The sequence below is a fragment of the Burkholderia plantarii genome (assembly GCF_001411805.1).
Lineage (GTDB): Bacteria > Pseudomonadota > Gammaproteobacteria > Burkholderiales > Burkholderiaceae > Burkholderia > Burkholderia plantarii.
This window is the reverse complement of sequence record NZ_CP007213.1, coordinates 2,180,364-2,194,213: the sequence shown is the minus strand read 5'-3', so window position 1 is coordinate 2,194,213 and position 13,850 is coordinate 2,180,364. Positions and strand designations below refer to the sequence as shown.

General features: G+C 72.5%; 8 protein-coding genes. 6 read left to right on the top strand and 2 right to left on the bottom strand.

The genetic code is table 11. The features are described from left to right. The first annotated feature begins 105 nt into the window (after positions 1 to 105). The 6 genes from bpln_RS26395 to bpln_RS26370 all read left to right on the top strand — a co-directional run bounded on the left by bpln_RS26395 (position 106) and on the right by bpln_RS26370 (position 11,545). A complete protein-coding gene (locus bpln_RS26395) occupies positions 106 to 615 on the top strand; it encodes a Fur family transcriptional regulator (RefSeq protein WP_244131944.1) in 510 nt (169 codons plus the stop codon). 211 nt (positions 616 to 826) lie between these two features. Next, on the top strand, positions 827 to 3,664 hold the full coding sequence (locus bpln_RS34550) for a penicillin acylase family protein (RefSeq protein WP_082465446.1): 2,838 nt from the start codon (positions 827 to 829) through the stop codon (positions 3,662 to 3,664). Positions 3,665 to 3,932: 268 nt separating this feature from the next. Continuing rightward, a complete protein-coding gene (locus bpln_RS26385; RefSeq protein WP_042628121.1) occupies positions 3,933 to 5,201 on the top strand; it encodes a metallophosphoesterase family protein in 1,269 nt (422 codons plus the stop codon). Between the two features lie 3 nt (positions 5,202 to 5,204). Next, positions 5,205 to 8,705: an ATP-binding protein gene (locus bpln_RS26380; RefSeq protein ID WP_055140473.1), complete on the top strand. Its 3,501-nt coding sequence runs from the start codon at positions 5,205 to 5,207 to the stop codon at positions 8,703 to 8,705. 200 nt (positions 8,706 to 8,905) lie between these two features. After that, complete coding sequence (locus bpln_RS26375) at positions 8,906 to 10,129, top strand: acyl-CoA dehydrogenase family protein (protein WP_042628119.1); 1,224 nt, start codon at positions 8,906 to 8,908, stop codon at positions 10,127 to 10,129. A 42-nt stretch (positions 10,130 to 10,171) separates the two neighbouring features. Beyond that, on the top strand, positions 10,172 to 11,545 hold the full coding sequence (locus bpln_RS26370) for an LLM class flavin-dependent oxidoreductase (protein WP_055140472.1): 1,374 nt from the start codon (positions 10,172 to 10,174) through the stop codon (positions 11,543 to 11,545). A gap of 109 nt (positions 11,546 to 11,654) precedes the next feature. Here bpln_RS26370 and bpln_RS26365 read toward each other — a convergent pair whose 3' ends face one another. Next, positions 11,655 to 12,866: an LLM class flavin-dependent oxidoreductase gene (locus bpln_RS26365; RefSeq protein ID WP_055140471.1), complete on the bottom strand. Its 1,212-nt coding sequence runs from the start codon at positions 12,864 to 12,866 to the stop codon at positions 11,655 to 11,657. A 10-nt stretch (positions 12,867 to 12,876) separates the two neighbouring features. After that, a complete protein-coding gene (locus tag bpln_RS26360) occupies positions 12,877 to 13,815 on the bottom strand; it encodes a TauD/TfdA dioxygenase family protein (protein ID WP_055140470.1) in 939 nt (312 codons plus the stop codon). Positions 13,816 to 13,850: the final 35 nt, after the last annotated feature.

Sequence of the window (13,850 nt, the reverse complement as noted above, 5' to 3'; positions counted from 1 at the left end):
TCGTCGTCGATCGGCCGGGTACATGGGCCGGGGCGCGCGGCGGCAGGGCGGCGAGATCGATCGCGGCGGGCCGCCCGGGCCGGTCCATCTTTTGTCGATTCGCCTATGCTGATGCCAGTCCATGAACAGTTGCAGGGAGCGGGGTTGCGCGCGACGTTGCCGCGCGTGAAGGTGCTGGAATTCTTCGCGGCGGCGCGTCCGCGGCACGTCAGCGCCGAGGACGTGTTTCGCCATCTGGTGGCGGAGAAGATCGACATCGGTCTCGCGACGGTTTACCGGGTGCTCTCGCAGTTCGTCGAAGCGGGCATCCTGACGAGCGGCACGCTCGATTCGAACCGCCACGTCTACGAACTCAACGACGGCAAGCGGCACGACCACATCATCTGCCTCGCCTGCGGCAAGGTGGACGAGTTTTCCGATCCGCTGATCGACGGCCGCGAGAAGGCGGCCGCCGATTCGCTCGGTTATCTGCTGACGGGCCACCACCTCGTGCTGCACGGCTATTGCGCCGAATGCCGGCCGAAGGCGCGCGCCGACGGCCTCGAAGGCGGCGACGCGCGATCCGGTGCCGATGGTGTCGTTGGTGCCGACGGCACCGATCCCGACGGCGCCTGACGCATCCGAGGTCGCCCGGCTTGCTCCGGGCACGGCACGCTGCCGAAGGGAGGCCCTTCGCCAGCGCCGCCACCGCATTCCAATAACGATGCTCCTGCGCGTGTCAAGGGATCGAGAGAGGCCATCCCCGACCGGCGCCGGCCGTGCGTTGCGCACGGCGCGGCCGGTCGGAACGGGCTTCGGCCGTCCATCAGTCACGCCTGGGAGGCGCATGGTTTTCGCACGTTTGGTGAAGCGGTACGACGCGGCCGGCCGGATCGGCCGGCGATTCTTCGGATGGGGGGCGGCGCTCGCGGTGGCCGCGAGCCTCGCGGGCCTGGTCGGCAGCACGGGGTGTGCCGGCCCGCGCGAGAGGGGCGCCAATGCGGCCGTCGATCCGGTCACCAACCCGGCGGCCGATCCGGGGCAGGCCGCCACGGTCGTGATCCGCCGCACCACCGACGGCATCCCCCACATCGAGGCCGCGAACTGGCGGGCGCTCGGTTATGGCTACGGCTACGCGCAGGCGAGCGACAACCTCTGCACGATGGCCGAGGCGTTCGTCACCTATCGCGGCGAGCGCGCACGCTTCTTCGGTGCCGACGGCAGGCCGTCCGCGCGTTCCACGCTCGGCGCGCCGACCAATCTCGACTCCGATTTCTTTTTCCGGCTCGTCGCGTCGACGGCGACGCTCGATCGTTATCGCGGCGGCCAGCCGCCCGAGCTACGGCAACTGATCAGCGGCTTCGCGGCCGGCTACGACCGCTATCTCGCCGGGATTCGCGCGGGCGGGGCGCCGGGCCGGCATGCCGCGTGCCGCGCGGCGCCGTGGCTCGCGGCCATCAGCGATGACGACATCTACCGGCGCCTCTACGCGGCGAACCTGGCCGGCGGCGAGGCATATTTCATCCCGGCGATCGCGAACGCGCGGCCGCCCGCCGGCGCGGCATTGCATGCCGACGACACGGCGGGCCGTGCCGCGCCGGCCGCCGCCATGTTCGCCGGTCTCGACGCCGATGCGATGCATGTCGGCGGCCACCACGGCATCGGTAGCAACGGCATCGCGTTCGGCCGCGACGCCACGCACGGCGAGCCGATCCTGCTCGGCAATCCGCACTGGTTCTGGAGCGGCCCCGACCGTTTCTATCAGGCCCAACTGACGATTCCCGGCCGGCTGAACGTGAGCGGCGCCTCGTTTCTCGGCGTGCCGGTGATCATGATCGGCTACAACGACGCCGTGGCGTGGACCCACACGGTGTCCGGCGCGCGCCGCTTCGGCCTGTTCCAGCTGACGCTCGCCGCGGACGATCCGACCGCTTATCGCGTCGACGGCCGGCGCGTCGCGATGACGCCGGTGGTATTGACGGTGCCGGTGCGCCGCCCCGACGGCACGCTTGCGAACGTCACGCGCACGCTGTACCGCAGCCGCTACGGCCCGGTCGTCGACCTGTCGTCGTGGTCGCCGGCGCTGGCCTGGACCCGCACGCAGGCGTTCGCGATCCGCGACGTGAACGCCGGTAACGACGCGATCTTCCGCACCTTCCTCGCGTTCGGCCGCGCGCGTTCGCTCGACGCGTTCATCGCGGCGCAGAAGGCCTCGACCGCGATGCCGTGGGTCAACACGCTCGCGATCGGGCGCGCCGACCCGCGGGTCTGGTATTCGGACATCGGCAACGTGCCGGACGTACCCGATGCGCTGGCCGAGCGCTGCACGCCGCCGCTCGGCCGCGCGTTCGACGCGAAGCTGCCCGGCGTGCCGTTCCTCGACGGCTCGCGCGCCGACTGCGACTGGCGCCGCGACAGCGCCGCCGCGCGACCGGGCTCGCTGCCCGCGGACGCGATGCCCGGCCTGCTGCGACGCGATTTCGTCGCCAACATGAACAACAGCTACTGGCTCGCCAACCCGGCTGCGCCGTTGACGGGCTTTGCGCGCGTGACCGGCATCGGCGTCGCGCCGCTCGATTTGCGCGCGCGGCTCGGCCTGCGGTTCGCGATGCGGGAGGCGGCGCTGGCTGCAGCGTCGAGCGCACCGAGCGCGTCGGACACATCGGACACATCGGACGTATCGAGCGCATCGAGCGGATCGAGCGGATCGAGCGGATCGAGCGGATCGAGCGAATCGAGCGAATCGAGCGAATCGAGCGGATCGAACGCATTGAACGCATTGAACGCATTGAACGTAGCGAACGCGGCAGACGCGCCGAACGCGCCGAACGCGCCGGCCACATCGGCCGCCCCGAAGCCGGTGACGACCGCCGACCTCGAGCGCTTCTCGCTGGCGGGCGAGACGCTGCCGGCGACGCGCGACCGGCAGGCCGTGCTCGACCGCGTCTGCGCGAGCCCGGTCATCACGGTCGAGCGCGACCCGCTCAGCGGTGCCGTGTTCCGCCCCGCGCGCGTCGCGCCGACCGCCGTGGCCTGCACGACGCTGCGTGCCTGGCGCGGCGTGGCCGATCCCGAGGCGCGCGGCGTGCATCTGTGGGATCAGTTCCGGGCGCGCGTCGAGACGCTCGCGCCGGCGCGGCTTTACGCGAAGCCGTTCGACCCGGCCGATCCGCTGCATACGCCGGCGGGCCTGCGCGCCGACGATCCCGCGATCGTGCAGGCGTTCGGCGCCGCGATCCTGGCCGTGACCGACGCCGGCTTCGCGCTCGACGCCACGCGCGGCGAGACGCTCTACCTGACGCGCAACGGCGAGGCGATCCCGCTCTACGGCGGCTGCTCGAATCTCGGCTATTTCACCGCCGTCTGCGACTACGACAAGCGCCGCGCGCATCAGCCGATCACGGCCGACGCGATGGCGGGCAACAGCTACCTGCAGGTGGTCACGTTCGATGCGCACGGACCCGAAGCGCATACGCTGCTCGCGCATTCGGAGTCCGACGACCCGGCCTCGCCGCATTACGCCGACGGCACGCGTCGCTACGCGGCGCGGCGCTGGCTGCGCACGCCGTTCGACGAGACGGCGATCGAGGCCGATCCAGCGCTCGGCGTCACGCGCCTGACGCTGCCGGCGGCGATGGTCGAAGGCACGGACGCGGCGAACGGCGCGGCCACGACACGGCGCTAGGCGCCGGCCGCCGTCGGGCATCGGACCGGCAAACGCGCGAACGGCCGGCAAGGGCGGCCCGCGGCGGCTTGCGAAGCGCCGTGCCGCATCGGGCCGACCGCCCGCCCGCACAACCTCCCAAGCACCCGCCCGCACAACCAGCCCGCCAATCTTTCCGCATCCCGCCGGCGATTGCCCTCTACAATCTGCTGACCAAGCCGCCCCGGCGCGACACGAGTCGCGCGCGCCCCAGGCGGCCCTTCCCCCGATTCGAACGAGAGGACTCGTCGTGAAGTTCATCCACGCGGCCGACATCCACCTGGACAGCCCCCTGCACGGCCTCAGCGCCTATCCCGACGCGCCCGCCGCGCAATTGCGCCATGCCTCGCGCGACGCGCTGCAACTGCTCGTCGATCGCGCGATCGACGAAGCGGTGGCGTTCGTCGTGATCGCCGGCGATCTCTACGACGGCGACTGGAAGGATCACAACACCGGCATCTTCTTCGGCCGGCAGATGGCCCGCCTGCGGCAGGCGCAGATCCCCGTGTTCGTGCTGTGGGGCAACCACGACGCCGAAAGCGAGATGAGCAAGAAGCTCGCGCTGCCGCCCAACGTCACGGTGTTCCCGTCGCGCAAGCCGGCCAGCTATCAGCTCGTCGTCAACGACGCCGACGGCACGCGCGTCGCGCTGCACGGCCAGAGCTTCAAGGACAAATCGGTTATCGACAACCTCGCGATCGGCTATCCCGATCCGGTGCCGGGCGCCTACAACATCGGCGTGCTGCACACGGCGCTCGAGGGCGGCACGATCCACGCGAACTACGCGCCGTGCTCGCGCGCCGAGCTGCATGCGAAGGGCTACGACTACTGGGCGCTCGGCCACGTCCACGAGTTCCAGCAATGGGACGAGGCCTCGACGATCGTGTTCCCCGGCAACCTCCAGGGGCGCCACATCCGCGAGACGGGCCGGCGCGGCGCGGTGCTGGTGACGGTGGAGGGCGGCCGCACGCAGGTCGAGCGGCTGTTCATCGACGTGCTGCGCTGGGAGGCGCTCGACGTCGAGGCGGGCGACTGCGAGACGATCGAGGCGCTGTCGCACAAGATCGGCGCCGCGCTGGAGGCGCTGCTCGCGACCGACGGCGAGGTGCCGCGCGCGGTGCGCGTGACCGTCACCGGCGCGACGCCGCTGCACGGCCAGCTGTTCGGCCGCGCGGCCGAGCTGCGTGCCGAGGTGCTGAACCAGATCGGCATGCTCGGCAACCAGCGGCTCTGGCTCGAGAAGGTCAAGCTGCGCACGGTGCCGCCCGCCGAGCCGGTCGCGCACGGCGAGCCGCTCGAAGCGCTCGACGACCTGCGGCGCATCCTGGCCGAGGCGATTCACGATCCCGAGTTTCTCGCGAGTCTCGACCGGGAGCTGAAGCCGTTCGTCGGCAAGGTGCGCAGCGAGGTGCGCGGCGAGGACGTGCCGCTGCTCGGCGCCGCGCGCGCGGGCGAGCTGCCGGCACTGGTCGAGCAGGTGGGCACGGCGCTGCTCGCGCGCCTGGCGCGGGGGGAGTGAGCGATGCGGATTCGTCAACTCGATCTGTTCAAGTACGGCAAGTTCACCGACGCCACGCTGCGGTTCCCGGCGGCGGCGCATGATTTCCACGTGATCGTCGGACCGAACGAGGCCGGCAAGTCGACGGTGCGCACCGCCGTGTCGGAGCTGCTGTTCGGCATGAAGCTGAAGACGCCGCTCAGTTTCGTCCACGACATCTCGGACCTGCGCCTGGGCGGCGTGCTCGACGTCGGACGCGGCGGCGCGGACCCGGCCACGCTCGCGTTCCATCGCGCGCGCGGCAACAAATCGCTGCGCACGCCCGACGGCAAGGATGCGAAGTTGCCCGACGATTTCCTCGACGCGGTGCTCGACGGCGCGACCCGCGAGTTCTTCGAGCAGATGTTCGGCCTCGACCACGAGCGGCTGGTGGCGGGCGGGCGCAGCCTGCTCGACGCGTCCGACAAGCTCGGGCAGGTGCTGTTCGAGTCGGCGGCCGGCGTCGGCAGCCTCGGCCCGGTGCGCGAGGAGCTGGAAGCGTTGCGCGCCGCGCTGTGGGCGCCGCGCAGCGGCAAGACCACGTTCGCCGTCGCCGAGGCGGCCTTCACCGACGCCACCGCCGAGCTGCGTGCATTCCAGGTCCGCACGCGCGACTGGGTCGAGCGCCAGGAGGCGCTCGACAGGATTCGCGGCGAGATCGAGCAGGCGCGCGCCGCGCAGCGCCGGCTCGACGCCGAGCGCTCGAAGCTCGAACGCGTGCGGCGCCTCGCGCCCTACCTCAACGCCGAAGCCGCGAAGGCGGCCGAACTCGAGGCGCTTGGCCCGGTGATCGACCTGCCGCCGAGCGCGACGGCCGATCTGCTTGATGCTCGCGCCACGCTCGCCGTCGAACATAAGCAGCTCGAACTGAATCGTCAGTCGCTAACGACACGGCAGGCCGAGCGCGACGCACTGGTCGCCGATGCCGACGCGATCGCCTTCGCCGCCGACATCGACGCGCTCGACGCGCTGCGCGTCGAATGCGCGCGTCACGAGCAGGCGCGTCCGCTGGTGGAAGCCGAGATCGCGCGCGAACTCGAGGCCGCGTTCGCGGCGGCCGCGCAGCTCGGCTGGCCGCGCGACGAGGCCGCCTTGCGCGCGGCGCTGCCGTCCGAACTCGCGCTGAAGACGGTCACCAACCTGCTGCATCGGCGCGGCGCGCTGGAGCAGGCGCTGGACGGCGCGCGCGACGCGCTCGCCGAACGCGAGCAGGAACTGAAGCAACTGAGCGCGCAGCGCGCGGCGATCGTGGCCGACGAGGTGCCCGACGCGCTGCGCGCCGCGCTGGCCGACGCGCAGGGCTTTCGGCAGAGCGAGGCGAAGGAGCGCGCGCTGGCACAGGCGCTCGCCGAGAGCGGCCACACGCTCGCCGACGCGCTCGACCAGCTCGGCCGCTGGCGTGCTCCGGTCGCGGCGCTGAGGACGATGGACCTGCCGTCGGCCGCGCGGCTCGCCGCGTACCAGAAGGCCGACAGCGACGGCCTGAGCGCGGTGGGCGCCGCGCGCGGCGCGCTGGCCGAGGCGCGCCTCGCGTTCGAGAAGCTCGCGCTGCAGGAGCGGCACGCGGTACAGGGTCGGCAGATCGTGACGCAAGCCGAGGTGCGCGCCGAGCGCGTGCGACGCGACGGCCTGTGGAGCGAGCTGAAACGCGGCGCCGTCGCGCTCGACGCCGGCGCATCGGCGCTGGACGACGCGATCCTGCGCGCCGACCAGCTCGTGGACGCGCAGCTCGGCACGGTGCAGGCCGCCGCCGAATTGCAGGCGCTGCGGCAGCAGCTCGAGGTGGAACGCGCGCGGCTCGCGCGCAGGGAAACCGAATTCGCCGAGGCCGAGCAGGCACTCGCGGCCACCCGGCGCGACTGGAGCGAGGCGGCCGAGGCCGCCGGCCTGCCGGGCATGGCGCTGGCCGACCTCGGCGACTGGCTCGGGCGGCGCGAAACGGCGCTGGCGGCACAGCGGACGGTCGACCAGCAGGCGCGCGAGCTGGACGGCCTGCGCGCCGAACGCGCGGGCGCGCAACAGGCGCTGGCTGCCGCGCTGCTCGCGGCGGCGCCCGGCGTCGATGCCGATCTCGACGCCGACCGGCTGAGCCAGTGGCTCGGCGCGGCCGAGGCGTTCGTGCAGGCGGCCGAGCGTGCCGTCGCGCAGCGCGGCAACCTCGACGCGCGCGTGACCGAGGCCGAGCAGGCACGCGCCACGGCGGCGGCCCGCGTCGAGCGCGCGCAACGCGATCACGACAAGTGGGACGAGCAGTGGCGCGCGGCGCTGGCCGAGGCGCGGCTGGGCGAGCGCGCGAATTCGGAGGCGGCCGCGCAGGGCGCCGTCGACCTGGCCAACGAGGTGGCCGCGCATCTGGCCGCGGCCGACGTGCCGGCGCGCCGGCTCGACGCGATGCAGGCCGACCTGGCCGCGCTTGCGCGGCAGGCCGCGGTGCTGGCCGACGCGCTCGATCCCGGCCTGCCGGCGACGCACGACGGCGCCGCGATCGCGCGCGTGCTGGCCGCCCGGCTGCTGGCGGCGCGCGAGAACGCGGCCGCGATCGCCCGCGCCGACGAGGCGCTCGCCCAGGCGCGGCGCCAGCTCGACGAGGCGAACGCGGGCCTTGCCACCGAACAGGCGCGCGTCGCGCCGCTGCTGGCGAGCGCGCAGGTCGACTCGATCGACGCGGCGTTGCCGCTCGCGGCACGTTCGGACACGGCGCGCCGGCTTCGCGAGGAGATCGCGGCCGCGCGCGCCACGCTGATCCGCGACGGCGACGGGCTCGCGCCCGACGCGATCGCGGCCGAGATCGCCGGGCAGGATCTGGCCGAGATGCCGGCACGGCTCGAAGCGACGCGGCACGACAGCGAGGCGCTGGGCGCGACGCTGAGCCGGCTCGCGCAGGAGGAGGTGGTGGCCCGGCAGGCGCTCGACGCGATCGCCGGCCAGTCGAGCGCCGCGCTCGCCGAGGCCAAGCGCCAGGAGGCGCTCGCCGCGATGGGCGACACGGCCGAACAGTATCTGGAGGCCGCCACCGCGAGCCGCCTGCTGCGCTGGGCGATCGAGCGCTATCGCGAGCAGCGGCAGGGGCCGATGCTGGGCCGCGCGAGCGAGATCTTCGCGGCGCTCACGCTCGGCGATTTCTCGCGGCTGGTGGTCGACACCGAGCGCCAGCCGCCCGAGCTGTCCGCGCGGCGCGCGAACGGCAAGCCGGTGGCGGTGGGCGGCCTCAGCGAAGGCACGCGCGACCAGCTGTTCCTCGCGCTGCGGATCGCCGCGCTCGAATTGCAGCTCGAGAACAAGGCCGCGCTGCCGTTCGTGGCCGACGACCTGTTCATCAACTTCGACGACACGCGCTCGAAGGCCGGGCTCGCCGCGCTGCGCGAGCTGTCCACCCGCACGCAGGTGCTGTTCCTCACGCACCACGCGCATCTGCTGCCGCTGGTGGTCGAGGTGTTCGGCCCGCAGGTGAACGTGGTCGAGCTGCAGCGGGAGGCCATGGCCTGAACTCGCCGCCGCGCCGCGCCGCGCCGTGCCGCGCCGGACCGGCGGCGGTTGCCCCGGGCTTAGCCGGCGGCCTCATATCGATAGCTGAAATCGGTCGTACTCGCACGATCCGCCCGTTTCTATACTGTCTCGCGCGCGGCCGCGCCCCGCTTCGGCGGCCGGCCGCGCGCCCGATGAACGACAGCCAGAGGACGGACGGTATGAATGCCCCCCACACGATCGATTCCCGCTCACGCCTGGACGCGGCGCTGGCCGCGCTGCCGGCGCTCGCCGCCGGGATCGGCAAGGACGCCGCGCGGCGCGAGGCCGATCGCGAGCTGCCGTTCGACGGCTTCGCGCTGTTTCGCGCCACCGATCTCGGCGCGCTGCGCGTACCGGCCGCGCGCGGCGGGCTCGGCGGCTCGCTGGTCGACCTGTTCGAGGTGATCGCGACGCTCGCGGCCGCCGACTCGAATCTCGCGCATGCGCTGCGCATCCACTACGACGTGACCGAGGCGCTGCGGCTGTCGCCGCGCACGCCGTTCAACGACCTGCAGGTCGAGCGCGTGCTGTCGGGCGCGCTGTTCGGCGGCGCCTCGACCGAGCGCGGCACCTCGCGCCCCGGCGAGATCGCCACGCAGCTCGTGCGCGAGGGCGATCACTATCGCGTGACGGGCCGCAAATACTATTCGACCGGCACGCTGTTCTCGGACTACGCGCGCATCAACGTGCAGGGCGAAACGGCGACCGACCCGAGCCTCGCGATCGTGATTCCGGTCGATCGCGAGGGCCTGCGCATCGAGGACGACTGGGACGGCATGGGCCAGCGCATGACGGCGAGCGGCACGCTGGTGCTGGAGAACGTGCGCGTCGAGCCCGACGAGGTGATCGACCGCGGCAGCGCCACGCTGGTCGGGCGCCATGGCGGCGCGCTTCGACAGTTGCATCTGGTGGCGGTGGCGGCCGGCATCGTGCGCAACGTGGCCGCCGATGCGCGCCGCTACGTGACCACCTTCGGCCGGCCGGTGCTGCACAGCCCGGCCGCCACGGCGCGCGACGATCACTTCATCCAGCAGGTCGTCGGCGACCTGAGCGCGCACAGCCACGCGATCGACGCGCTGGTGCGCGAGAACGCGCGCGTGCTCGACCGTTCCGCCGACGCGCTGCTGGCCGGCGCGGCCGATGCCGAGGCACGGGTGCTGGAAGGCGCGCTTGCCACGGCGCGGACCCAACTGGTGGTCAGCAAGCTCGCGCTGCACGCGGGCGAGCGGCTGTTCGAGGTAGGCGGCGCCACGGCCACCTCGAAAAGCCACAACCTCGATCGCCACTGGCGCAACCTGCGCACGATCTTCAGCCACAACCCACTGCTGCACAAGGCGCGCGTGGTCGGCGACTACGAACTGAACGGCGTCACCACGCACCTGACCGAAGGCCGCGTGTTCTGAGCGCGGGCGGCGTCCGCCGTCCGTCCATTTCCGGAGACGATCATGACCCGACCCCGCGGCGGCCAGCTGGCCCTCGGCGCGTTCCTCTATCCCACCGGGCATCACATCGCGGCCTGGCGCCATCCCGACGTGCCGGCCGATGCCGGCGTGGATTTCCGCCATTACGCGCGACTCGCGCAGGCGGCCGAGGCGGCCTGCTTCGATCTCGTGTTCCTCGCCGACGGCGTGGGCACGCGCGGCGACGACGTCGATTTCCTGAGCCGCACCGCGCACAGCTACAACGCGCAGTTCGAGCCGATCACGCTGCTCTCGGCGCTGGCGGCCGTGACCGGACGGATCGGCCTGGTCGGCACCGCCTCGACGAGCTTCAACGAGCCGTACCATCTCGCCCGCAAGTTCGCCTCGCTCGATCACCTGAGCGGCGGCCGCGCGGGCTGGAACCTGGTCACCTCGTCGAATCGCCACGAGGCCGAGAACTTCAACCGCGACGAACATTTCCGCCACGACGAGCGCTACGATCGCGCCGAGGAATTCGCTGACGTGGTGCGCGCGCTGTGGGACAGCTGGGATGATGATGCGTTCGTGCGCGACAAGGCGGCCGGACGCTTCTTCGATCCGGCCGGACGTCACGTGCTCGCGCATCGCGGGCGCTTCTTCCAGGTGCGCGGGCCGCTGAACGTGCCGCGCACGCCGCAGGGGCGGCCGGTGGTCGTGCAGGCGGGTTCGTCGGAAGCCGGCAAGCGGCTCGCCGCGCGCACCGCCGAGGTGATCTTCACGGCGCAGCAGACGCTCGACGAGGCGGTGGCGTTCTACGCCGACGTGAAGGGGCGGATGGCCGAATGGGGCCGCGCGCCCGACGAACTGAAGATCATGCCGGGCGTGCTGCCGGTGGTGGGCCGCGACGAGAGCGAGGCGCGCGGGAAATTCGAGGCGCTGCAGCAGCTGATCGATCCGGCCGTCGGGCTCGCGCTGGTGTCGGGGCTCACGGGCGGCTTCGATCTGTCGGCCCATCCGTTCGACGGGCCGATCCCGGCGCTGCCGGAAACCAACGCGAGCAAGAGCCGCCAGGCGCTGACGATCGAACTCGCGCGCCGCGAGAACCTGACGATCCGCCAGCTCGCGCTGCGCGTCGCCGGCGCGCGCGGACACTGGCAACTGGTGGGCACGCCGCGGCAGATCGCCGACGAACTCGAGGCGCGTTTCATGCACCACGGCGCCGACGGCTTCAACATCATGGCGCCGACGCTGCCGGGCGGCCTCGACGACTTCATCGCGCTGGTGCTGCCGGAGTTGCGCCGGCGCGGCCTGTTCCGCGACGCGTACACGGGCACGACGCTGCGCGAGCATCTGGGCCTCGCGCGGCCGGCCGACCGGGCCACGGCCGCGCGGCGCGGGCAGGCCGAGACGGCGGCGTGAAATCGGCGCGCAGGCGATGTGCATGGTGAGCGCGCGCGACGGCACGGCGGGGCGGCCGTGCTCGCGCGCTTGAGATGTCGCACCGCCGAAGGTGAATCCCGCGGCGGCCTCAGTGACGCAAACCCGCCTCGCGCAGCAGCGGCAGCACGCGCCGTCCGAACAGCGCCAGGTCGGGCTGGAAGTCGTAGAAGCTCAATTGCACGCCGTCCACGCCGGCGCGATGCAGCCGCACGATCGCATCGGCGACTTCCTCGGGCGAGCCGGTGATCGACATGTTGCCGCCCAGCGCGCGATGCTCGGCCTGCGCGCGTTCGGCGGCGCCGCCGCGCCACGCGTGCGCGTCGCTGTCGAAGCGCTGGAAGCTGCCCGCGTCGGCATGCGCGACGATCGCGTCGCGGTATTCGCGCGCCTCGGCCGCCGTCTCGCGGCAGATCACCATCGGGTTCAGCAGCGTGCGGATGCGCCGGCCGTGCGCGGCGGCGGCGGCCTTCACGCGCGCCGTGTGCGCGGGCAGCGTGCGCAGCGCGGCATCGAGCGTCGGGCCGCCGGGGCTGGTCACGAACACCACGTCGGAGTAGCGCGCCGCGAACGCGATGCCGGCGTCGGAGCCGGTGGCGTTGATCAGCAGCGGGCGGCCGTAGCGCGGCTTCGGCGTGACGAACGCCTCGCCGAGCCGCCAGCTCGACCGTGCCGGCTGGTAGCTGAAATTGTCGGGCTGCGCCCACAGCTGCTGCACGGCGTCGAGGAACTCGGCGGCGAGCGTGTAGCGGTGGTCGTGCTCGATGCGCGGCCAGCCGAACATCTCGTGCTCGAGCGCGCGGTGGCCCGTCACGACGTTGATGCCCCAGCGGCCCTTCGAGATGTGATCGAGCGTGGCCGTGAACTTGGCGAAGTGCAGCGGGTGCCACGGCCCGTAGAGCACGTGGGTGGTCGCGGCCAGCACGATCCGCTCGGTGCGCGCGGTCAGCGCCGCGAGCGTCATGAACGAGTCGAGCGCCTGGCCGTCGAACACGCCGCCGTAGCCGCCCTTGGGCAGCCACTGCGAGAGCGCGAACACCAGGTCGAAGCCGAGTGCCTCGGCCTGCTGCACCAGCGCGGCGTTGTAGTCGAACGACCAGTCGGTGGTGCGCGGCAGCGTCGAGGCGCTCCAGCCGCCGGCCTGGATCGGCAGGAACAGCCCGAGCATCAGCGGCTGCGCGAACACGCGCGAGACCGGGCTGTCGGGGAAATCGGCCGGCGAGGCCACCGGGACGAACGGCGTGGCGGCCGCTTCGGCCACGCCGTCGCGCTCGCTCGCCTGGGTCAGGATCTCGTCGGACATCGGCGCGCGGTCAGTTCAGCGCGATCGCGGCGGCGGCGTCCACCGGCGTGCCTTCGAGCGCGACCGAGGCGCGGCCGTCGGGGCCGACCGGCACGTCGCCGACGAGCGTGGTGCGATACAGCTGGCGGTCGAAGTCGAGATCGAAGATGTCGGACGGCGCCAGATGCGCGGTGGCGCGGTTGTCCCAGAACGCGAGGCTGCGCGGCTCCCACTTGAAACGCACCGTGAATTCCGGGCGGGTAATGTGTTCCCACAGCAGCTCGAGCAGCCCCTGGCTCTCGCGCGGGGTCAGGCCGACGATCGACTTCAGGAACCCGGGGCTCACGTACAGCACGCGCTCGCCCGTCTCGGGGTGGACGCGCACCAGCGGGTGCTCGGTCACCAGCGTGCGGCGCTCCACGGCGTCGGCGTAGTCGGCGGTCGCGTTGGCGCCGGGCGGCGGCGTGAAGCGGTGGATGCCGCGCAGCCCGTCCACGAACTCGCGCAGCGGCGCCGACAGCGTTTCGTAGGCGCGCGCGAGGTTGGTCCAGTGCGTGTCGCCGCCGTAGGGCGGAATCGTCACGCCGCGCAGGATCGAGGCCCACGGCGGGTTGACGGCAGCCGTCACGTCGGTGTGCCAGCCGGTCCACGGGCGCAGCACGGGCTGGCCGTCGTAGCGCGTGGCCTTGCGGTACTTCGAGACCGAATAGATCTCGGGATGGCCCTCGAGGTGGCCGAACACCGGGTGGCCCACGGTCAGCTCGCCGAACTGCGCCGAGAACGCGATGTGCTGCTCGTGGGTGAGGAACTGCTCGCGGAAGAACACCACGCGCCACTTCAGCAGCGCGCCGCGGATGGCGGCGACCTGCTCGGCGTCGAGCGGGCGGGTCAGGTCGACGCCGCGGATCTCGGCGCCGATGTGCGCGGACAAGGGAAGGACGTCGAGCGACGGTGCTACGGCCTGGTTCATGTGCGTCTCCTGTCTGGAAGAATGGGTTTGTGACG